Source organism: Burkholderia sp. BE12, from assembly GCF_002959955.1.
Lineage (GTDB): Bacteria > Pseudomonadota > Gammaproteobacteria > Burkholderiales > Burkholderiaceae > Burkholderia.
Map to the genome: position 1 here is coordinate 1 of NZ_PREY01000052.1, position 20,175 is coordinate 20,175.

Annotated in this window: 18 protein-coding genes and 1 pseudogene; 13 read left to right on the top strand and 6 right to left on the bottom strand. The window is 65.6% G+C overall.

The window, feature by feature from the left end; translation table 11 throughout:
* The 4 genes and pseudogenes from C4B30_RS33400 to C4B30_RS33415 all read left to right on the top strand — a co-directional run.
* A pseudogene (locus C4B30_RS33400) lies at nt 1-254 on the top strand (acetyl-CoA C-acetyltransferase); the annotation flags it as partial.
* Nucleotides 255-389: 135 nt separating this feature from the next.
* Nucleotides 390-1,130 carry a 3-ketoacyl-ACP reductase gene (locus C4B30_RS33405; protein WP_027784565.1) on the top strand — a complete coding sequence of 247 codons (741 nt, stop codon included), beginning with the start codon at nt 390-392 and terminating at the stop codon, nt 1,128-1,130.
* 119 nt (nt 1,131-1,249) lie between these two features.
* Nucleotides 1,250-1,816, top strand: a complete 567-nt coding sequence (gene phaR / locus C4B30_RS33410) for a polyhydroxyalkanoate synthesis repressor PhaR (RefSeq protein WP_027784564.1) — start codon at nt 1,250-1,252, stop codon at nt 1,814-1,816.
* 389 nt (nt 1,817-2,205) lie between these two features.
* Nucleotides 2,206-3,048, top strand: a complete 843-nt coding sequence (locus C4B30_RS33415; RefSeq protein ID WP_027784563.1) for a lysozyme inhibitor LprI family protein — start codon at nt 2,206-2,208, stop codon at nt 3,046-3,048.
* 150 nt (nt 3,049-3,198) lie between these two features.
* Here C4B30_RS33415 and C4B30_RS33420 read toward each other — a convergent pair whose 3' ends face one another.
* Nucleotides 3,199-3,453: a hypothetical protein gene (locus C4B30_RS33420; protein WP_027784562.1), complete on the bottom strand. Its 255-nt coding sequence runs from the start codon at nt 3,451-3,453 to the stop codon at nt 3,199-3,201.
* A gap of 602 nt (nt 3,454-4,055) precedes the next feature.
* On the opposite strand from C4B30_RS33420, the gene C4B30_RS35485 reads away from it, so the two are divergent.
* The 5 genes from C4B30_RS35485 (at nt 4,056) to C4B30_RS33440 (ending at nt 9,403) form a co-directional block, all read left to right on the top strand.
* Nucleotides 4,056-4,637 (top strand): hypothetical protein, encoded by a 582-nt coding sequence (locus C4B30_RS35485; RefSeq protein ID WP_155257371.1) that lies wholly within the window; start codon nt 4,056-4,058, stop codon nt 4,635-4,637.
* A gap of 517 nt (nt 4,638-5,154) precedes the next feature.
* Complete coding sequence (gene rimO / locus C4B30_RS33425; protein ID WP_027784561.1) at nt 5,155-6,516, top strand: 30S ribosomal protein S12 methylthiotransferase RimO; 1,362 nt, start codon at nt 5,155-5,157, stop codon at nt 6,514-6,516.
* 3 nt (nt 6,517-6,519) lie between these two features.
* The gene (locus C4B30_RS33430; RefSeq protein ID WP_027784560.1) at nt 6,520-7,446 is read left to right on the top strand and encodes a sugar kinase; all 927 of its coding nucleotides are present in this window, start codon (nt 6,520-6,522) and stop codon (nt 7,444-7,446) included.
* Nucleotides 7,447-7,565: 119 nt separating this feature from the next.
* A complete protein-coding gene (locus C4B30_RS33435) occupies nt 7,566-8,108 on the top strand; it encodes a hypothetical protein (RefSeq protein WP_027784559.1) in 543 nt (180 codons plus the stop codon).
* Nucleotides 8,109-8,221: 113 nt separating this feature from the next.
* A complete protein-coding gene (locus tag C4B30_RS33440; protein ID WP_027784558.1) occupies nt 8,222-9,403 on the top strand; it encodes a cystathionine beta-lyase in 1,182 nt (393 codons plus the stop codon).
* 87 nt (nt 9,404-9,490) lie between these two features.
* Here C4B30_RS33440 and serB read toward each other — a convergent pair whose 3' ends face one another.
* Both serB and C4B30_RS33450 read right to left on the bottom strand, forming a co-directional pair.
* A complete protein-coding gene (gene serB, locus C4B30_RS33445) occupies nt 9,491-10,336 on the bottom strand; it encodes a phosphoserine phosphatase SerB (protein ID WP_027784557.1) in 846 nt (281 codons plus the stop codon).
* Nucleotides 10,337-10,536: 200 nt separating this feature from the next.
* Nucleotides 10,537-11,478: a LysR family transcriptional regulator gene (locus C4B30_RS33450; RefSeq protein ID WP_027784556.1), complete on the bottom strand. Its 942-nt coding sequence runs from the start codon at nt 11,476-11,478 to the stop codon at nt 10,537-10,539.
* 124 nt (nt 11,479-11,602) lie between these two features.
* Here C4B30_RS33450 and C4B30_RS33455 point away from each other — a divergent pair, with 124 nt between their 5' ends.
* Entirely contained in the window at nt 11,603-12,619 is a 1,017-nt protein-coding gene (locus C4B30_RS33455; RefSeq protein WP_027784555.1) for a zinc-binding alcohol dehydrogenase family protein, read from the top strand.
* 155 nt (nt 12,620-12,774) lie between these two features.
* A complete protein-coding gene (locus C4B30_RS33460; protein ID WP_027784554.1) occupies nt 12,775-13,326 on the top strand; it encodes a DUF6013 family protein in 552 nt (183 codons plus the stop codon).
* 263 nt (nt 13,327-13,589) lie between these two features.
* On the opposite strand, the gene C4B30_RS33465 is transcribed toward C4B30_RS33460, so the two are convergent.
* Both C4B30_RS33465 and C4B30_RS33470 read right to left on the bottom strand, forming a co-directional pair.
* Complete coding sequence (locus C4B30_RS33465; protein ID WP_027784553.1) at nt 13,590-14,393, bottom strand: ABC transporter permease; 804 nt, start codon at nt 14,391-14,393, stop codon at nt 13,590-13,592.
* Nucleotides 14,390-15,091, bottom strand: coding sequence for an ABC transporter ATP-binding protein (locus C4B30_RS33470; protein WP_027784552.1), 702 nt, complete (start codon nt 15,089-15,091; stop codon nt 14,390-14,392). The genes C4B30_RS33465 and C4B30_RS33470 overlap by 4 nt, the downstream gene beginning before the upstream one ends.
* Before the next feature lie 152 nt (nt 15,092-15,243).
* On the opposite strand from C4B30_RS33470, the gene C4B30_RS33475 reads away from it, so the two are divergent.
* Complete coding sequence (locus C4B30_RS33475) at nt 15,244-17,532, top strand: AsmA family protein (RefSeq protein WP_027784551.1); 2,289 nt, start codon at nt 15,244-15,246, stop codon at nt 17,530-17,532.
* A gap of 6 nt (nt 17,533-17,538) precedes the next feature.
* Here the strand turns inward: C4B30_RS33475 and C4B30_RS33480 are convergent, their stop codons facing one another.
* A complete protein-coding gene (locus C4B30_RS33480) occupies nt 17,539-17,991 on the bottom strand; it encodes a lipocalin-like domain-containing protein (protein ID WP_027784550.1) in 453 nt (150 codons plus the stop codon).
* Between the two features lie 162 nt (nt 17,992-18,153).
* Here C4B30_RS33480 and C4B30_RS33485 point away from each other — a divergent pair, with 162 nt between their 5' ends.
* Complete coding sequence (locus C4B30_RS33485) at nt 18,154-19,746, top strand: ABC-F family ATPase (protein ID WP_027784549.1); 1,593 nt, start codon at nt 18,154-18,156, stop codon at nt 19,744-19,746.
* Nucleotides 19,747-20,175: the final 429 nt, after the last annotated feature.

Genomic DNA, 20,175 nt, shown 5'->3' on the forward strand with positions numbered 1-20,175 from the left:
ACCTGGACCTGATGGAAATCAACGAAGCGTTCGCGGCGCAGGCGCTGGCGGTGCACAAGCAGATGGGCTGGGACACGTCGAAGGTGAACGTGAACGGCGGGGCGATCGCGATCGGCCACCCGATCGGTGCGTCGGGCTGCCGGATCCTGGTGACGCTGCTGCACGAGATGGTCAAGCGCGATGCGAAGCGCGGGCTGGCGTCGCTGTGCATCGGCGGCGGGATGGGTGTCGCGCTCGCGGTCGAGCGTCCGTAACCGGCCGTCCGTGACCGGCCGTTCGCCACCGGCGAACCGAATCCGTGCGCCGGCCGATTGCGGCTTCGGCCGGCGTCACGTGAAGTCAGAGGGGGCCTTCGGCAGCTCTCGAAACCAAAAAATGGAGTGAGATTTATGTCTCAGCGAATTGCGTACGTAACGGGCGGGATGGGCGGCATCGGCACCAGCATCTGCCAGCGCCTGTCGAAAGACGGCTTCAAGGTGGTCGCAGGTTGCGGCCCGAACTCGCCGCGCCGGGTGAAATGGCTCGAGGAGCAGAAGGCGCTCGGGTACGACTTCATCGCGTCGGAAGGCAACGTCGGCGACTGGGACTCGACCAAGGAAGCGTTCGACAAGGTCAAGGCGGAAGTCGGCGAGATCGACGTGCTGGTCAACAACGCGGGCATCACGCGCGACGTCGTGTTCCGCAAGATGACGCACGAAGACTGGACCGCCGTGATCGACACCAACCTGACGAGCCTGTTCAACGTGACGAAGCAGGTGATCGACGGGATGGTCGAACGTGGCTGGGGCCGCATCATCAACATTTCGTCGGTGAACGGCCAGAAGGGGCAATTCGGCCAGACGAACTACTCGACCGCGAAGGCCGGCATTCACGGCTTCACGATGTCGCTCGCGCAGGAAGTCGCGACGAAGGGCGTGACGGTCAACACCGTGTCGCCGGGCTACATCGGCACCGACATGGTGAAGGCGATCCGCCCCGACGTGCTCGAGAAGATCGTCGCGACGATTCCGGTGCGGCGTCTCGGCGGGCCGGAGGAAATCGGCTCGATCGTCGCTTGGCTCGCGTCGAACGATTCCGGCTTCGCGACGGGCGCCGACTTCTCGCTGAACGGCGGCCTGCACATGGGCTGAGCGTCCGGGCTGCGCGGGCCGGGTGGCCGCGCAGCCGGACGTTTTCCGAAGGCCCCCGCCTCCCGGATTCGGGCGGCGGGGATTCGTCACTTGCGCTACGCTGCACTCAAAGGCGTTACATGACTACTACAAAGAAGACGGCCGAACGGCTCATCAAGAAGTACCCGAACCGCCGGCTCTACGATACCGAGACAAGCACGTACATTACGCTCACCGACGTGAAGCAGCTCGTGCTCGAGCAGGAGGATTTCAAGGTCGTCGACGCGAAATCCAACGAAGACCTGACGCGCAGCATCCTCCTGCAGATCATCCTCGAGGAGGAGAGCGGTGGCGTGCCGATGTTCTCGTCGTCGATGCTGTCGCAGATCATCCGTTTCTACGGTCATGCGATGCAGGGCATGATGGGCACGTACCTGGAAAAGAACATCCAGGCATTCATCGACATCCAGAACAAGCTCACCGATCAATCGAAGAACCTCTACGAAGGTAACGCGATGAATCCGGAAGTCTGGTCGCAGTTCATGAACATGCAGGCGCCGATGATGCAAGGGATGATGACGAGCTACATCGAGCAGTCGAAGAACATGTTCGTGCAGATGCAGGAGCAGATGCAGAACCAGGCGAAGTCGATGTTCAGCACGTTCCCGTTCAAGCAGCCGGGCGCATCGGAGCCCGAAAAGAAGTAAAGGATTCGCGGCAGGCCGGCCGGGGCGGCGCGAGCCGTCGGGCGTCGGCGCCGCGAAGCGGGGCGGCCGGTCGCCGTCGTGCATTCGGACGACGATGCGCCGCCGCCTGCCGAAAGATCGCCGACGGTCGTTCAGGATCGTCGGCACCGAATGCCCGTGCCCCGTGTGCGCGGGCATTGCCGTTGTCCAGTCGATCGAGATCCAGTCCATACGAATGAAAACCGGGACGCACCGTGCCCGATGGTGCGCGCTCGTGCCCGCGCGGGCGCTTGCCTGTCGTACCATGAGCGGCGCTGCGCGAAATGCGCTGGCGAGTGCCATGCATGGCGAGATGTGCGATGCCGCGTCGATGCGGGCGGCCGAGAAAAACAAACCGACTGAGAGAGAGCATGCGACGGATTCGAACGGCATCGACCGGCAGGCTGGCCGGTCTTGCTGCGATGTTCACGATGGGTGTCGGCCTGGCCGTGCCGGGCTTTGCGATGGATTGCGCCAAAGCCGTCCAGCCGATCGAGAAGCGCATTTGCGCGAGCCCCGCGCTGCGCGCGGCCGATGCGCGGATGAATGCGGCCTATGCGGGCGCGCTGCAGGCCGCGCCGGATACCGCCGTCCGCGACATGCTGGTGCGTAGCCAGCGTCGCTGGCTCGACGCGCGCAACAAACGGCTCGATACCGATTACGACGGCCATCGGCTGGCCGTCGACGAAGTGCGCAAGGCCTTCGATCGGCGCACCGCGGTGCTGGCCGACCGATCGGGTGAAGGGCTGATCGGGCGCGCACTGGCCGAGCGGCAGTGGCTCGCGAAATACAGCGGCGGCCCGCTGGCCGGCTTCGACGCAAACTGCGATTTCATCCCCGATGATGCGAGCGGCGCGCGCGTTTCCTATGCGTGTTTCGGCGCGATTCATGTGCAGCATCACGCACGGGTGTGCAGCCAGAGCGAGGACTGGGCGACCGGCGCGGTCTATCAGTACCGCCTGGTGAGCGCGGCCGACGGCGGGAAGGTGCATCCGGTGGCGTTCTGCGAAGCGCAAGGCGCGCATGCATGCGACGGCGACAGCGCGCAGGCGGGATGGGTGCGTGCCGCGGCGTCCGGTGGCGAGAACCGTACGCCGGTGCCGGTGACCGGTCTGCCGCAACTCGACGCGGAGTTGTGGCCGCTCGCAGGTGGCAGCGATGCCGCGTGGTTCGATCGGTGTCTGAAGGCGCCGGTGTTTCCGGATGCGCACTGACGCGCAGCGTTTCGGGTTGTTCGGGCACGGCCTGGCGTTCGAATCGACGGGCTAGGGCTGGCCTGCGGCGCCGCGGGCTGGGGCCGCAGCCGCGTTGCGCGACGCGCAACGGTCAGTGGTGCGGATGAGCGCGACGCGTTCCGTCGCTGCTCAGTGCGCCGAACCGAAATCCTGATCGTCGTCCGACGGAGGAAGGTCGAGCACGAGCTTGACGGCGCTGTAGTTCGCTTTGAGCGAAAACACGCGGCCGATCACGAGAAATGTCTGATGCGAATTCTCGAGCTCGACGAAATCGCCAGGTTGCGGCACGTGCGCACCTTGATCGTAGGAAAAACTGGTGCTGGTTTGCTCGCCGATGGTTTCCGCGGCGTGCTCGGTGAATTCGATCGTGATGTGGGTGGTCATGCGGGCCCCGTTGGGTATCGATTGGAGAGAGCGGATGCCGCATTTTCGCATAGCGGGTGCTCGAATCCGTGTCGATTCTAATGCCCGCGCATCCGGGAAATGACGTCACCGCTCCGATTCGTCGAACGACACACCCGCACAGAGCCGGCTGGCACCTGTGACCGTCCTCGACCACGCGCAGGAACCACTGCGTGCCCCTGCTGACGTGCCGCTGATGGTAAGCAGGTCCCGGAGTGAAGGGGACGCATCAAGCTCCCTGTCCTTGTCGGCTGCCCATTGCGCCGCAGCCGATCGTTCATTTTGGCTCGCCGACGCGAATCATGATCGTCGCGATGCGAGCGGTGACTTGGGCGTCGCCGTAGGATGAGACCGACGGAGGGGCGTAACAGCCGCGATTTTCACGCTTATTCGGATTATGACTTTCTAAATTCGGGCAGGTTGATTTCGTGTAATCGGGTGTAATGGAATATGTGCCGGAACGGACGTATTTTGACTTTGCGCGAGCTTTTTTGCGCCACGTCATGGCCTCAAAAAAATGTTAGCGACTAGCGGGCTTTGAGTGCATTCACTTCAATCAATATGTTTTAATCTGGAGAGTAAAAATGGCATTTGTTCAATATGACGGTAGCATTCGCCTCGCCAACGGTTACCAAAAAACAGTCGGAAACCCTTGGGAGAACGGCTATCTCGGTGTGGGTCAGTCGCTGTCGAATGGAAGTGGCGACATGGTTGGGGCGTATGCGGCCACTACGAATCACGAAAAGCAAACGAAATGGATCATAAGCAAGGTGGCGTCCTCTGGCAGCGACGGCCTGGTTTATAGCGGTGATCAGGTCACGCTAAAAAATGGCTTTGATGGTACTTATTTGGGAATGTTCACCGACAATCACGTGGATAATGGTGGGTATAAGTTGCAATCGTTCACGAGCACTGCTATGCCTGGTGTTACCATCAATTGGACTGTCTTTAAATATTCCGCTCAACCGAAAACCAATGATTCAAGGTTGAGCGACACAGACGTAATCTATTTAGTAGCTACTTTTAGTTCTGGGATTGGTACTCTGTCAGGCATTCTGGATACTAATGGCTACGGTGCTAGCCAGGGCTTCCAATACCTCATCACGGGGGCGCGTCTGCTCAATCGTGATAATGGTAGCGGTTTGTGGCAGGTATTTGCATCGTAAGTCCGTATTTTAATTTCGGGAGGCGTCAATTGTTGATGCTTTGGTGGCGGGCGTAACCGCCACCAACAAGAAGGATGCAGGGCAGTTTAATCTTGCAGCATCGATTTTTCGTCAGAGTTTGAGAATGCGAACGAGTTTAATGCACCGCTTTCCTTCAGTTCTTTCGTGGTTACGACCCCAAACCTGTCGATACTGCGCATTGTTCGGCGTACATTAAGGCGCGTCCTTAAGTCGGCGTTAATAACGATGGCGTGCGCGGTGCCGTTATGCTTGCTGAACCGTATTGAACATGGCGCAGCTCACCTAGGACGCGATGCATGGCGCTTCGAATTGCAGCTGGATGCGGTCCCGGTACGCTGGCCTTGGTGGGCGCGGCGTTGATGGCATGTCGATAGGCCCTCACCCCGACGTGAACGGGATGCATCCAGCTCCAACTCGCCGCCGGCCGCTTGTTTTGCCTCGCCGCCCCTAAATCGCTGTAAACTCACGCTTTTGCTGCCAGGCCCCCACATTCCAGATGTCTCAATCCCCCAAAGTAGGGTTCGTATCCCTCGGCTGCCCGAAGGCGCTCGTCGATTCCGAACAAATCATCACGCAACTGCGCGCCGAAGGTTATGAAATCTCCGGCACCTACGACGGCGCCGACCTCGTCGTCGTGAACACCTGCGGCTTCATCGACGAAGCCGTGCAGGAAAGCCTCGACGCGATCGGCGAAGCGCTGACCGAGAACGGCAAGGTGATCGTCACCGGCTGCCTCGGCGCGAAGTCGAGCGCGAGCGGCTCGAACCTGATCGAGGAAGTCCACCCGAAGGTGCTCGCCGTCACCGGCCCGCACGCGGTGGGCGAAGTGATGCAGGCCGTGCATTCGCACCTGCCGAAGCCGCACGATCCGTTCGTCGACCTCGTGCCCGCGGCCGGCATCAAGCTCACGCCGCGTCACTACGCGTACCTGAAGATCTCCGAAGGCTGCAACCACCGTTGCACGTTCTGCATCATCCCGTCGATGCGCGGCGACCTCGTGTCGCGCCCGGTCGCCGAAGTGATGCTGGAAGCAGAGAACCTGTTCAAGTCGGGCGTGAAGGAACTGCTCGTGATCTCGCAGGACACGAGCGCATACGGCGTCGACGTGAAGTACCGCACGGGCTTCTGGAACGGCAAGCCGATCAAGACGCGCATGACCGACCTGGTCGCCGCGCTGGGCGAACTCGCCGCGCAGTACGGCGCCTGGGTGCGCCTGCACTACGTGTATCCGTATCCGAGCGTCGACGAAGTGATTCCGCTGATGGCCGAAGGTCCGTTCAAGGGCCACGTGCTGCCGTATCTCGACGTGCCGTTCCAGCACGCGCACCCGGAAGTGCTCAAGCGCATGAAGCGTCCGGCGAACGCCGAGAAGGTGCTCGAGCGCGTGCAGAAGTGGCGCGAGATCTGCCCCGACCTGACGATCCGCAGCACGTTCATCGCGGGCTTCCCCGGCGAGACGGAAGAACAGTTCGAAACGCTGCTCGACTTCGTCCGCGAAGCGGAACTCGATCGCGTCGGCTGTTTCGCGTATTCGCCGGTCGAAGGCGCGACCGCGAACGACCTGGACGGCGCGCTGCCGGACGAGGTTCGCGAGGAACGTCGTGCGCGCTTCATGGAAGTGGCCGAGGAAGTGTCGGCGAACCGCATGCAGCGCAAGGTCGGCAAGACGCTCAAGGTGCTGATCGACGAAGTCGGCGCAGAGGGCGGCATCGGCCGTACGGCAGCCGACGCGCCGGAGATCGACGGCGTCGTCTATGTCGAGCCGGCGGCGAAGGCATCGAAGCGCTACAAGGTCGGCGATTTCGTGTCCGTGAAGATCACGGGCGCCGACGGCCACGATCTGTGGGGCGAGGTGTAATCGATGGCCGCTGCATTTCCGGAGATCCTCGCGCTCGGCGAGGCGATGATCGAATTCAACCAGTCGCAGCCGGGGCACCCTGAATTCCTGCAGGGCTTCGGCGGCGACACGTCGAACTTCTGCATCGCGGCGGCGCGCCAGGGCGCATCGACGGGCTTCGTGTCGGCGATCGGCGATGATCCGTTCGGCCGCCTGCTGGCCGACATGTGGGCGGCGGAGCAGGTCGACACGACGTACGTGCGAATCGACCGCACGGCGCCGACCGGCGTGTATTTCGTCACGCACGGCGTCGGCGGCCACCAGTTCGACTATCTGCGCGCGGGGTCGGCTGCGAGCCGCTATGCGACGGGCGACCTGCCGCTCGACGCGCTGGCGGCCGCGAAGGCCGTGCACCTGTCGGGCATCAGTCTTGCGATCAGCACGGCCGCGTGCGACGCGGCATTCGCGGCGATCGACCATGCGCGTCGCAACGGCGCGAAGGTCAGCTTCGACACGAACCTGCGCCTGAAGCTGTGGCCGCTGCCGCGTGCCCGTGCGGTGATGCGCGAGGCGCTGCGCCAGACGGACATCTGCCTGCCGAGCTGGGACGACGTCACGGCGCTCACGGGCGCGAACGATCGCGACGCGATCGTCGACGCGATGCTCGAACACGGCCCGCAGGTCGTCGCGCTGAAGCTCGGCAAGGAAGGCGCGTATGTCGCGACGCCGCACGAGCGGCGCGTCGTGCCGGGCTTCGCGGTCGATGCCGTCGACGCGACCGGCGCGGGCGACTGTTTCGGCGGCGCGTTCGTCGCGCGGATCGTCGCGGGCGACGATCCGTTCGCGGCCGCGCGTTATGCGAACGCGGCGGCGGCGCTGTCGACGACCGGTTACGGCGCGGTCGCGCCGATTCCGCGCCGCGATGCGGTGGAAAGCCTGATGCAGGGCTGACGCGAAACGCGCACGCCGACGCATTCACGGCGCAGGCTTGCGCGGTGACGCAAGCGCCGGGTCTCGACCCGGCACGGTCCGCGATGGTCGGGCGAATCTGAAGCAAGGAGCAACACAAGGTGGGTCGATATTCGGAATGGCAACGGGCGCTCGTCGTCGCGGGCGCGCTCGCAGCGGGCATCATGATGCCGACGGTGGTCGCGGCGCAGGCGGTGGCACCCGGCGTGCAGCAGGATGAACCGGCGCCGGCGCGGCCGCTGAAGCCGAATCCCGAGTTCTCCCGCCTGCCGCGCTACGAAGGCACGCTCGGCGATCGGCCGATCGTGGTGCATCTCGGCCCCAAGACGGACGAGGAAGGCGTGCACGGCGAATACCAGTTCGCCGACACGGGCGAGGTGGTGCTGCTCGCGGGCGACCGCGACGGCGATACGCTCGAGATCGAGGAGTCGAACGATGGCACGAACATCACCGGTGTGTGGATCGGCCGTTTCGACGCGACGGGCGACCTGAAGGCCGACCGGATGAATTCGGACGAATCGGATCCGCAGCCGGTCGTGCTGCGTCTGGCGCCGGGCAAGCGCGCGGCGCTGCAGGTGCGCGACGGCCGCGTGCGCGAAATCGAGACGGTGGGCGGCGTCGTCAACTTGCGTACCGACGACTGAGTGCGTGCTGGCTCGGTGCGCGCGGCGCGCATTGTACCGGGCCAAGCGCGCCGATTTTGGCTACTCTAGCGACATATTCCGCAACCGAACGGCCTCGTGCCCGGCCTCCAGTCATGACTGCATCCACTTCCAAGCGCGCGCTGCAAACCCGCATCGTGCAACCCGACGACGTCATTCCCGAAGGCTTCCGTTCGTTCGTGCCGCCGGTCGCGCGCGCGTCGACGGTCGTGTTCCCCGATCTCGCGACGATGCGCGCGCTGGTCTGGCACGACGACAACCAGTGGCGCTACGGGCTGCACGCGACGCCGACGTCGCTCGCGCTCGCGCAACGGCTCGCCGAGATCGAGGGCGGCACGCACGCGCTGCTGCAGCCGTCGGGCCTCGCGGCGATCATGAACGTCTACTTCGGGCTCGTGAAAGCGGGCGACGACGTGCTGATTCCGCATAACGTGTACGGCCCGAACGCCGATTTCGGCAACTGGCTCGCGAACGATTTCGGCATCGTCGTGCGTTTTTACGATCCGTTGATCGGCGCCGGCATCGCCGAGCTGATCCAGCCGAACACGCGCCTGATCTGGATCGAGGCGCCCGGCTCGGTGACGATGGAAGTGCCCGACGTGCAGGCGATCACCGCGGCCGCGAAGGCGCGCGGCATCGTCACCGCGATCGACAACACCTATTCGGCGGGCCTCGCGTTCAAGCCGTTCGAGCACGGCGTCGACATTTCGGTGCAGGCGCTGACCAAGTACCAGTCGGGCGGCAGCGACGTGCTGATGGGCGCGACGATCACCGCGAACGCGGAACTTCACGCGAAGCTGAAGCTCGCGCGGATGCGCTGCGGGATCGGCGTGTCGGTCGACGATTGCTCGCTCGTGCTGCGCAGTCTGCCGAGCATGCAGGTGCGCTTCGACGCGCACGGCAAGAGCGCGCTCGCGCTCGCGCAATGGCTGAAGGCGCGGCCGGAGATCGCGGCGGTGCTGCATCCGCAGATCGCCGACTGCCCGGGGCACGCGTCGTTCATGCGCGATTTCACCGGCGCGGGCGGGCTGTTCTCGGTGGTGTTCGACGCACGCTACAGCGCGGAGCAGGTCGACCGTTTCGTCGAGTCGCTCGAGCTGTTCGCGATCGGCTGGAGCTGGGGCGGCGCATGCAGCCTCGCGATGCCTTACGACGTCGCGTCGATGCGTCCGGACTGGCCGCATCGCGGCACGCTGGTGCGTTTCTACGTCGGTCTGGAAGAAGAAGCCGATTTGCGCGCGGACATCGAGCGCGCGATGCAGGCCGCACTCGGCTGATCGCCGGCCGGCAACGTCCGGCACGAAAACGAAACGCCGGCGCGATGCCCTATCGCGCCGGCGTTTTTCATTGAGGGTGCGGCGGGATCAGAACAGTCGCAGCAACCCGTCGAGGCCGACATGGTCGAACGCGACCGTCGCCGCGTCGCGCACGACGGGCTTCGCGTGGAACGCAACCGACAGCCCGGCTTCGGCCATCATCTTCAGGTCGTTCGAGCCGTCGCCCATCGCGATCGCACGGCGCGGCTCGAGGCCGAGCGACGCGCATGTCTCGCGCAGCAGGCGCGCCTTCACGTCGGCGTTGACGATCTCGCCGAGCACCTTGCCGGTGAGCTTGCCGTCGACGATCTCGAGCGTGTTCGCATGCGCGTAGTCGATGCCGAGGCGGGCTTTCAGCCGCTCGGTGAAGAACGTGAAGCCGCCCGACACGAGCAGCGTCTTCATGCCGGCGGCCTTCACGCCGGCCAGCATCGTCTCGGCGCCCGGCGACAGTTGCAGCCGTTCTTCGTACACGCGCTCGAGCGCGTGCGCGTCGAGCCCGGCCAGCAGCGCGACGCGGCGCGTGAGGCTTTCGTTGAAATCGCGGATCTCGCCGCGCATCGCCGCTTCGGTGATCTCGGCGACCTGCGTTTTCAGTCCGCAGAAATCGGCGATCTCGTCGATGCATTCGATCGTGATCAGCGTCGAATCCATGTCCATCACCGCGAGCCCGAAATCGCCGAGCGAGAGACCGGCCTCGACGAAGCCGAAGTCGAGCGCATGCGTGCCGCAGTATGCGTCGATGTCGAGGCGCTGCGCCGGGCTCGCGTTTTCGACGCGCAGCGCGTGATCGTCGGTCTGCACGATGCGGGTGCCGCGCGACAGCGCGAGCAGCGGTTTGTGATGGGCGTCCGACAGCGGCGAAAGACTCTGGATGACGAGATTGTGGGTCATGACGAGTGGTAGGAAGACGGATGAATGACGCGCGCGGCCCACGGGCGGCCGCCTGCGAACGCGGGCCTCATGCGGCTGCGGGCCATTGCGACGCGAACGCGCCATTGTAGCCGGTTGGCCGGGACGGGCGATCGCGGCAGGTACGAATCCTGAGGCCGGACTCGAACCGGCACGCCCGCCGCGCGAATCGAACGCCGCCGCTATCGCCCGTCCGCTCGGTCCCAGTACGGCGGATCGCCGAAATGCTCGGCCAGGAACGCGATGAACGCGAGCGTTTTCAGCGGCACGTGCGCGCGGCTCGGATAAACGGCCCAGATCGCGACGTCCTCGGCGAACGGGTAGTCGTCGAGCACGGTGACGAGCGCGCCGCTGGCGAGCAGCGGACCGACGTCCCAGGTCGACTTGATCGCGATCCCGAAGCCGTCGACGAGCGCTTCGCGGATCGCCTCGCCGTTGCTCGCGACGAGCCGCCCGCCGACCCGCACCGTGAACGGGCCCTGCGGCGTCGCGAACGACCAGTCGCGCTGGTCGCCGAGGATCACGCATTCGTGCTGCGTCAGGTCGGCCGGATGGCGCGGCGTGCCGCGTTCGGCGAGATAGGCGGGCGAGCAGCACAGCACGCGGCGATTGACGGCGAGCTTGCGGGCGACGAGCGTCGAATCCTTCAGCGCGCCGAGGCGGATCGCGACGTCGTAGCCGTCGTCGACCAGATCGATGATCTCGTCGGACAGCCGCAGATCGAGCGACACGGACGGGTAGCGGCGCAGGAACGCCGGAATCACCGGCGCGACGTGCTGGCGGCCGAACGACGACGACATCGACACCTTCAGCCGCCCGTACGGCTCGCTGCGGCCGTGGCCGACCGATGCGCGCGCGGCATCGGCGGCCGCCAGCAGCGCGTCGGCGCGCGCCATGAAGACTTCGCCATCCTGCGTGAGGCTGATGCGGCGCGTGGTGCGGTGCAGCAGCCGCGCGCCGAGCTGGCGTTCGAGTTGCGCGATGCGCGCGCTGGCGACGGCGGCCGACACGCCGAATTCGCGCCCGGCGGCGCTGACGTTCGCGAGCAGTGCCGCGCGCACGAACAGCGCGACGTCGAGCAGGTCGAGCGGCTTGTCGGGCGCCGAAATTGGTTCGGACCTCATTATTCTGAAATTCCTGAAAATGTTTCAGGAAATATAGCGGTTTTCTCGAATGATCGGGGCGCCTACGATGGCACGTATGGAGGTTGCGCCGCAGCCTGCCGGATTCCCTGAAAGGAGTATCGAGATGAAAGCCGTTGGATTGACCCGTTATCTGCCGATCGACGACCCGCAAGCGTTGCTCGACGTCGAACTGCCGCAGCCCGTGCCGGGCCCGCGCGATCTGCTCGTGAAGGTCGACGCGATTTCCGTGAACCCGGTCGACACCAAGGTGCGGGCGCCGAAGTCGCAGATCGAGGAGACGCCGCGCGTGCTCGGCTGGGATGCGGCCGGCACGGTCGTCGCGGTCGGCGCCGAGGTCACGCTGTTCCGGCCCGGCGACGAAGTGTTCTACGCGGGCAGCATCACGCGGCCCGGCGCGAACAGCGAATTCCACGCGGTCGACGAGCGGATCGCCGCGCTGAAGCCGCGCACGCTCGACTTCGCGGCGGCCGCCGCGTTGCCGCTCACCGCGCTGACCGCGTGGGAAGCGCTGTTCGACCGGTTGCGCGTGTCGCCGCAGGGCGCGGACGCCGGCAAGTCGGTGCTGATCATCGGCGGCGCGGGCGGCGTGGGCTCGATTGCGATCCAGCTCGCGAAGACGCTCGGCAAGCTGCACGTGATCGCGACCGCGTCGCGGCCGGCGTCGGCCGAATGGGTGCGCGCGCTGGGCGCGGATGCGGTGGTCGACCATTTCGGCGATCTGCCGGCGCAATTGCGCGAGGCCGGCCATCCGGCCGTGGACTACGTGCTGATCTTCAACGATACCGACCATCATTTCCCGGCTGCCGCGGAAGTCATCCGGCCGCAGGGCGGCATTTGCACGATCGTCGAGAACGCGAAGCCGGTGCCGGTCGAATTGCTGAAGGCGAAGAGCGCCGCGTTTCACTGGGAGTTCATGTTCACGCGTGCGATGTTCGAGACGCCGGACATGATCGAGCAGCACAAGATCCTGAGCGAGGTGGCGCGGCTCGTCGACGGCGGCACGCTGCGCACGACGCTCGGCGAACAGCTCGGCACGATCAATGCCGAGAACGTGCGGCGCGCGCACCAGATGCTCGAGGGCGGACGCGCGATCGGCAAGCTGGTGTTGAGCGGCTTCTGAGGGCAGCGCGTAAGGTTGCGGCGCCGCGAACGCAAGCGGGGTAACACCCGATGCGTTTGCGGCGCATTGCATCCCGCTTGGCGGTAGACTGGCAGCGCATCATGCATCGAAAACCGCGCGGCACGCGCGTGCCGCCGCATTACAAGGAGGTCAGCATGAGCCAACGCAGCTTGTCGGTCGCCGCATCGTGGTCGGTCGTGTTCGCGGCGGCGTGCGTCAGCGCGAGCGTATTCGCGGCGCCGCCGGTCAAGGGCAGCCTGAAGGGCGGCGGGACGGGACAGCTCGAATACACCGTCAAGGTCGATTCGAAGACCTTCGGCAATACGCAGGAAACCCGCAAGATCCGCTCGGGCGAGACAGACGATTTCAACTGGAAGTCGGTGCCGCCGAGCGGTGCGGTCGCGATGCCGGACGGCTGTCCGAACGCCGGCAACCTGCCGCGCGACGCGAACGGCGCGATGGTGCGGCAGACCCAGGTACGGCTCGCACCGTCGGTCGATGCAAAGGGTGTCGCCAACGTGCAGTTGAGCTTCCAGGCGGCCGCGCCGAAGGGCACGCGCAGCGTGACGGCCGGCGGCAAGTCGCTGCAGTGTCCGGACGTCGTGTCGGTAAGCCAGGTGAAGTGGGTGTCGGTTCCGACCAACGGCGGGTCGAAGTCCGTGACGATGAGCGACGGCACCAAGGTGACGGTGTCGATCAAGCATTGAGCGGTGCGCGGGCCGGCGTTTCGTCCGGTGCGCGCGCAACCGGTTCGATTGGCGGGGAGCGGGCAGGGCGGCACGCGAGCACGGCGAGCACGTCGTGCCGTGTCGCCGTCGTAAGGCGTCCGCTGCGTACTCCGCGGTACGGCGCCACGGCCGTGCAACCGCGATGCGTGACGTCATGCGGATGTCACGTCATGCTCGCCCGCATCCTGTCCTTCCGCTCATGACATCCCGATGAAACTTCGCATGCGCGCGCTACCGCCGCGTCAGTGCGTGCGCTCTTCGAGCCGCGACGCGAGAAAGCGGTGATCGGCCGAGAACAGCCGGCGATAGGTCATCAGCACCGCGCCGACGGTGCCGAGCGCGGACGCCGCGGCGATCAGGAACATGATCACGATCTGGTAACGCACGGCCTGCAGCGGCGACTGGCCGGCCAGCACCTGGCCCGTCATCATCCCCGGCAGGCTCACGACGCCGACCACCGCCATCTGGTTCAGCGTCGGCAGCATGCCCGCACGCACGGCCTGGCGCGCGGCGTCCTGCGCGGCTTCCCAGCGCGTCGCGCCGAGCGCGAGCGCGGTTTCGACGCGATCGCGGCGCGCCGTGAGCTCTTCCATCATCCGCTCGACACCGAGCGAGACGCCCGTCAGCGTATTGCCGAGAATCATGCCGAGGATCGGGATCGCGTACTGCGGCGCGAACCACGGATGGATGCGGATCACGACGAACAGGCCGACCGCCGCGACGAACCAGCTGCTGAACCAGATCGACGCGATGCTGTCGATGCGCTGGCCGCGGTACGTGCGCTTGCCGCGCCCCGCGCCGGCGAAACCGGCGATCAGCGTCATCAGCGCGGTGAGCGGCAGCACGACGTACCAGTGCGGATGGCCGAACACCCAGCCGAGCACGTAGCCGATCGCGAGCAACTGCACGACGGTGCGCACTGCCGCGAGCGCGAGCTTGCGGCCGAGGCCGAGCGACAGCGCCGCCGAGATCGCGCCGTTGACGGCGACGAGCGCGGCGGCGATGCCGACGTCGACGAGGCTCAGGTCCTGCAGGGCGGGGCTCATTGCACAGCCTCCGTCGGGTTGGCCGCACGCAATACGCCGGCCTGCATCACGAGCCGCATCGCGCCGATCCGCGCGGCCTGGGCCGGATCGTGCGAGATCCACATGTAGGCGCGTGCGTCGGGCGCCGCGTCGAACCACGCCCCGACGAGCGCTTCGATCGCGCGCGCCGATTCGGGATCGAGCGCGGAGGTGGGCTCGTCGAGCAGCAGCACGTCGGGATCGAGCTGCAGCACGCGCAGCAGCGCGGTAATCTGCGCCTCGCCGCCGGACAGGTCGCTCGCGCGCTTGTCGAGAAAGTCGGCGCCGCGGCCGGCCTGCGCGGCGAGCGCTTCGGCGCGCGCGCGATCGAACGCGACGTCGCGATAGATCGCGAGCGAGTACGGGTAGCGCAGCTGGGACTCGACGGTGCCGTCCATCTGGGCGGGGCGCTGGCGGACATAGGCGACGCTGCGCCGGTAGCGCGGAATCATACTGCGCCGGATCCCGCGGCCGCGCCACAGGAGGCGGCCGCCGTCGAGCGGATCGAGCGACGCGAGCGCGCGCAGCAGCACGCTCTTGCCCGACCCGGACGGGCCCGTCACAGCAATTCTCGATCCCGCGGCGAGGCTGAAATCGGTCGGGGCGAGCAGCGTCTTGCCGCTGCTGGCATCGCGCCGCGTGATGTGCTGCGCTTCGATGAGGCCGGTGGGGGATGTCATGTCACAAATGAAAAAAAGCGTTAATGGCGCCGGAAGGCCGCCATGTCGTGCGTCATAATACCGATTGAAAAGCCGCCGTTGTCGTGCGCCGTTCGTCCACGCAAGCGGACCGGCATGGTGCGGCAACGCTTCAGAACAACAACGGAACCGCCATGACGCTAACCCGAGCCATCGGCAAATCGGCTGCATGGATCGTCGGTATCGTCGCGGTGCTCATCGCGGCGGCCGGCGTCTTTCTCTTCACGTTCGACTGGAATCGCGCGAAACCGTGGGTCAACGAGCAGGTGAGTACCGCACTCGGCCGTCCGTTCGCGATCAACGGCGATCTCAAGGTCGGCTGGCGTCGCCCCGATGGCGAGACCGGCTGGCGCGCGTGGGTGCCCTGGCCGAGCTTCTCGGCCACGCAGCTCGAGATCGGCAATCCCGACTGGGCGAAGGCGCCCAAGTTCGTGACGCTCGATGCCGCGCACTTCGATCTCGCGATCCTGCCGCTGCTCGCGCATGAAATCGTCATCCCGTCGATCGACGTCGTGAATCCGGCCGTCGATCTGGAGCGGCGCGCGGACGGCAGCAATACGTGGACCTTCCAGTTCAAGCAATCGTCGCAGCCGTCGCGGTGGAAGGTGAGGCTCGACAGCTTCGGTTTCGCGAAAGGCACCGTCACGTATCGTGACGCGATCACGAAGGCCGACCTGACCGTCGCGATCGATACGCTCGGCCAGCCGATCCCGCTCGGCGACGTGCTGAAGGAACAGGAGCAGACGTCGCGTGCGGCGTCGGCGCAGCGCGTCGGCAAGCATGGCGCCGCACAACTGGGTGCCAAGGCCGATGCGGAAGCCGCGTCGAGCGCGTCGGGGGTGAGTGCGGCCGCGGCCTCGGGCGCGTCGGCCGCGAGTGTCGTTGCGTCGGCTGCTTCCGGTTCGTCGGGTTCATCCGCTTCGTCCGCGTCGGCGGCCACTGCCGCGTCCGGCGCGAGCGGGGCCGCGGCGCCCGCGAAGCCGTCCGGCCCGACCTATGCCTTCGGGTTGAAGGTCGACGGCCGCTACAAGAACGTGCCGATCAACGGCACCGGCAAGGTTGGCGGTGTGCTCGCGATCCAGGATACGTCGCGACCGTTCCCGCTGCAGGCGGACGTGAAGGCCGGCGATACGCGGCTCGCGATCGTCGGCACGCTGACCGATCCGATGCATCTTGCGTCGCTCGACCTGCGGTTGTGGCTGCAGGGCACGTCGATGTCGCACCTTTACCAGCTCACCGGCATCACGCTGCCCGATACGCCGCCTTACGCGACCGAAGGGCGCCTGATCGGCAACTTCAAGCCGCATGCGAGCACCTTCCGCTACGAGAACTTCAACGGCCGCGTCGGCGGCAGCGATCTCGGCGGCACGCTCACGTGGGCGCAGCGCGAGCCGCGGCCGAAGCTGTCGGGCGAACTCGTGTCGAACCTGCTGCAGTTCTCCGATCTCGCGCCGGTGATCGGCGCCGATACGGCCGCAAGCAAGGCCAAGCGCGGCGACACGACGCGCCAGCCGCCGGACCGCGTGCTGCCGGTGGAGACGTTCCGTACCGAACGCTGGAGCGCGATCGATGCGGACGTGAAGTTCACCGGCCGCAAGCTGATCAAGAGCGCGCAGTTGCCGATCAGCAACCTGTACACGCACATCCTGCTGCAGGACGGCGTGCTGTCGCTCGAGCCGCTGCAGTTCGGCGTCGCGGGCGGCACGCTCGCGACGAACGCGCGTCTCGACGGTAGCCGCACGCCACTCAAGGGCCGCTTCACGCTGGCCGCGCGGCATCTGAAACTCAAGCAGCTGTTCCCGACGCAGAAGGTGATGCAGACGGCGTTCGGCGAAATCAACGGCGACGCGTCGCTGTCGGCAACGGGCAATTCGCCGGCCGCGCTCGCGGCCACGTCCACCGGCGAAGTGAAGGCGCTGATCACCAATGGCCGCATCAGCCGCTTGCTGATGGAGGCTGCGGGGTTGAACGTCGCGAACGTCGTCTACGAGAAGCTGTTCGGCAACCGCGACGTCAACATCAATTGTGCGGCAATCGATTTCGTGGCGACCGACGGCATGCTCGATCCGAAGGTCTTCGCGCTCGATACCGACGATGCGCTCATCAACGTCGACGGCCCGGTCAACCTGCGCGACGAATCGCTCGACCTGAAGATCCATCCGCACACGAAGGGCTTCCGGATCTTCTCGCTGCGCTCGCCGTTGTATGCGAAGGGCACGTTCAAGAACCCGAAGGTCGGCGTCGATGCGGGCGCGCTCGCGCTGCGCGCCGGCGCGATGATCGGGCTCGGGCTGATCAACCCGTTCGCGGCGCTGATCCCGCTGATCGCGCCGAGCAACAACCGCGACGTGCCGTGCTCGGAACTGTTCGGGCAGATGAAGGCTCAGGCGGCGCAGAAGGCGGCCAGGAAGGCCGGCAAGTAATGCGCGTCAGCGGCCCGCGCGCGCCCACAGCAGCACGGGGTTGCCTTCGCGGCCATCGATCCGCACCGGCGCGACGGTGCCGAGCTGCAGGCGATCGCCGTCGAGCATGACGGCCCGCTGCTGGACGTTGCCGATCCAGTTCGGGAACAGGCTGACGTCCATTTCGTGGGTCAGCGTGCCGTCGTCGGCGACCCGGAAGGGGCCGGAGTAGGCGATATAGCCGCGCGCGGCGGCCGCGCATTCGTCGTCGGTGCCGCCCTGGAGGTCGCCGTTCGAGTAGCGCGGCCGACCGGCGGCCATGAGCTGGGCGGACATGTAGCCGTCCGGCGTATAGAGGATCCAGCCGCGCACGTCGCGGCCGAGCGGATAGGCGACCGCGCCGCCGTCGCACGGACGGACTTCGTAGGACACGAGGCGCCATGCGCCGACGAGTTGTTCGCGAAGCTGGCTGGCGAGCATGCGGGATTCCGGTAAGACGGCGGTGGAGCGCGTGCCGTCGTGTTGACGGGCCGCCGGGCGGCGGGCCTGGAATGGGCTGCCGGGGCGGTGCGATCGGCAGTTTCGCCGACACCTGCTAAAATACACGGTTTTCCGTCGATTTCTCTCTTAACGGGACCTGCCGTGCTTTCTACTGCCAACATCACGATGCAATTCGGGCCGAAGCCCTTGTTCGAGAATATCTCGGTCAAATTCGGCGAGGGCAACCGCTACGGTCTGATCGGCGCAAACGGCTGTGGCAAGTCGACCTTCATGAAGATCCTCGGCGGCGACCTCGAGCCCAGCGGCGGCAACGTCGCGCTGGAGCCGAACGTGCGCCTCGGCAAGCTGCGCCAGGACCAGTTCGCGTACGAGGACGTGCGCGTGCTCGACGTCGTGATGATGGGCCACACCGAGATGTGGGCCGCGATGACCGAGCGTGACGCGATCTACGCGAACCCGGAAGCCACCGACGACGACTACATGCACGCGGCCGAGCTCGAAGGCAAGTTCGCCGAATACGGCGGCTACGACGCCGAAGCGCGCGCGGGCGCGCTGCTGCTCGGCATCGGCATCGAGGAGAAGTTCCACAACGGCACGATGGCCGACGTCGCGCCGGGCTGGAAGCTGCGCGTGCTGCTCGCGCAGGCGCTGTTCTCGAAGCCGGACGTGCTGCTGCTCGACGAACCGACCAACAACCTCGACATCAACTCGATCCGTTGGCTCGAGCATACGCTCAACGAGTACAACTCGACGATGATCATCATCTCGCACGATCGTCACTTCCTGAACTCGGTGTGCACGCACATGGCCGACATGGACTTCGGCACGCTGAAGGTCTGGCCGGGCAACTACGACGACTACATGCTCGCATCGGCACAGGCGCGCGAACGCCAGGCCGCGGCGAACGCACGTGCGAAGGAGCGCGTGGCCGAACTGCAGGATTTCGTGCGCCGCTTCTCGGCGAACAAGTCGAAGGCGCGCCAGGCAACCAGCCGCGCGAAGCAGATCGACAAGATCAAGATCGAGGAATTCAAGCCGTCGTCGCGACAGAACCCGTTCATCCGCTTCGAGTTCGAGAAGAAGCTCCACAACGTCGCGGTGGTCGCCGAAGAGATCACGAAGAAGTACGATCGCACGATCTTCCAGAACTTCAACCTGTCGGTGCAGCCGGGCGAGCGCATCGCGATCATCGGCGAGAACGGCGCGGGCAAGACGACGCTGCTGCGCTCGCTGCTCGGCACGCTGCCGCTCGATCACGGCACGGTGAAGTGGTCCGAGAACGCGAATGTCGGCTACATGCCGCAGGACACGTACGAGGAATTCCCGAACGACATCACGCTGATGGACTGGATCGACCAGTACCGCAAGGACGGCGACGACGAAACGATGGTGCGCGGCACGCTGGGCCGTCTGCTGTTCTCGTCGGACGACATCAAGAAGTCGGTGAAGGTGCTGTCGGGCGGCGAGAAGGGCCGCATGATCTGGGGCAAGCTGATGCTCGGCCGCCACAACGTGCTGCTGATGGACGAGCCGACCAACCACATGGACATGGAATCGATCGAGTCGCTGCAGATCGCGCTCGAGCAGTTCGAAGGCACGCTGATTTTCGTGTCGCACGACCGCGAGTTCGTGAGCGGGCTGGCGAACCGGATCATCGAAGTGCGCACGGACGGCACGCTGTTCGACTTCGGCGGGAATTACGAGGAGTTCCTGACGAGTCAGGGGCAGGAGTAAAACTGCCGGTTTGTCCCAAGACCGCCTTTCATGTGTCCCGGATTGTCCCACGGAATTGTCCCGTTGGGACAATGGCCGAGCTCAGGAGATATGGTGAGGCTGAACATATAGGGCGGGACCGCTAGAAATTTGAAAGGCCCACATCGGCAGATTGTCGGTGTGGGCCTTTTCATTTCCAGTCCGTGATTGGTCGCGCTACCCAAAGTCAAGAGGAACTGCCCCAGGCTGACTCTGTTGACTAGACTTCGCAAGAACGAAGGAGGTGGATCAAGAGTGAAGAGGGGGCGAGGTAGTTCCGACAATCCCGGAAACCAAGGGCAAGAAGCCGCATACACTACCGATAGCGGAACCGTGAGATACCGGAAAAGCGACGCAAGGGGCTGCATAGGCGTGTGAGGCTGTTCGAAGGCTTGTCGGTCGATCACGTTA

What these genes read in the sequence shown, in the direction of transcription:
- C4B30_RS33405 (WP_027784565.1), top strand. Translation starts at nt 390, where the DNA reads ATGTCTCAGCGAATTGCGTACGTAACGGGCGGGATGGGCGGCATCGGC.
- phaR (WP_027784564.1), top strand. Translation starts at nt 1,250, where the DNA reads ATGACTACTACAAAGAAGACGGCCGAACGGCTCATCAAGAAGTACCCG.
- C4B30_RS33415 (WP_027784563.1), top strand. Translation starts at nt 2,206, where the DNA reads ATGCGACGGATTCGAACGGCATCGACCGGCAGGCTGGCCGGTCTTGCT.
- C4B30_RS33420 (WP_027784562.1), bottom strand. Translation starts at nt 3,453, where the DNA reads ATGACCACCCACATCACGATCGAATTCACCGAGCACGCCGCGGAAACC.
- C4B30_RS35485 (WP_155257371.1), top strand. Translation starts at nt 4,056, where the DNA reads ATGGCATTTGTTCAATATGACGGTAGCATTCGCCTCGCCAACGGTTAC.
- rimO (WP_027784561.1), top strand. Translation starts at nt 5,155, where the DNA reads ATGTCTCAATCCCCCAAAGTAGGGTTCGTATCCCTCGGCTGCCCGAAG.
- C4B30_RS33430 (WP_027784560.1), top strand. Translation starts at nt 6,520, where the DNA reads ATGGCCGCTGCATTTCCGGAGATCCTCGCGCTCGGCGAGGCGATGATC.
- C4B30_RS33440 (WP_027784558.1), top strand. Translation starts at nt 8,222, where the DNA reads ATGACTGCATCCACTTCCAAGCGCGCGCTGCAAACCCGCATCGTGCAA.
- serB (WP_027784557.1), bottom strand. Translation starts at nt 10,336, where the DNA reads ATGACCCACAATCTCGTCATCCAGAGTCTTTCGCCGCTGTCGGACGCC.
- C4B30_RS33450 (WP_027784556.1), bottom strand. Translation starts at nt 11,478, where the DNA reads ATGAGGTCCGAACCAATTTCGGCGCCCGACAAGCCGCTCGACCTGCTC.
- C4B30_RS33455 (WP_027784555.1), top strand. Translation starts at nt 11,603, where the DNA reads ATGAAAGCCGTTGGATTGACCCGTTATCTGCCGATCGACGACCCGCAA.
- C4B30_RS33460 (WP_027784554.1), top strand. Translation starts at nt 12,775, where the DNA reads ATGAGCCAACGCAGCTTGTCGGTCGCCGCATCGTGGTCGGTCGTGTTC.
- C4B30_RS33465 (WP_027784553.1), bottom strand. Translation starts at nt 14,393, where the DNA reads ATGAGCCCCGCCCTGCAGGACCTGAGCCTCGTCGACGTCGGCATCGCC.
- C4B30_RS33470 (WP_027784552.1), bottom strand. Translation starts at nt 15,091, where the DNA reads ATGACATCCCCCACCGGCCTCATCGAAGCGCAGCACATCACGCGGCGC.
- C4B30_RS33475 (WP_027784551.1), top strand. Translation starts at nt 15,244, where the DNA reads ATGACGCTAACCCGAGCCATCGGCAAATCGGCTGCATGGATCGTCGGT.
- C4B30_RS33480 (WP_027784550.1), bottom strand. Translation starts at nt 17,991, where the DNA reads ATGCTCGCCAGCCAGCTTCGCGAACAACTCGTCGGCGCATGGCGCCTC.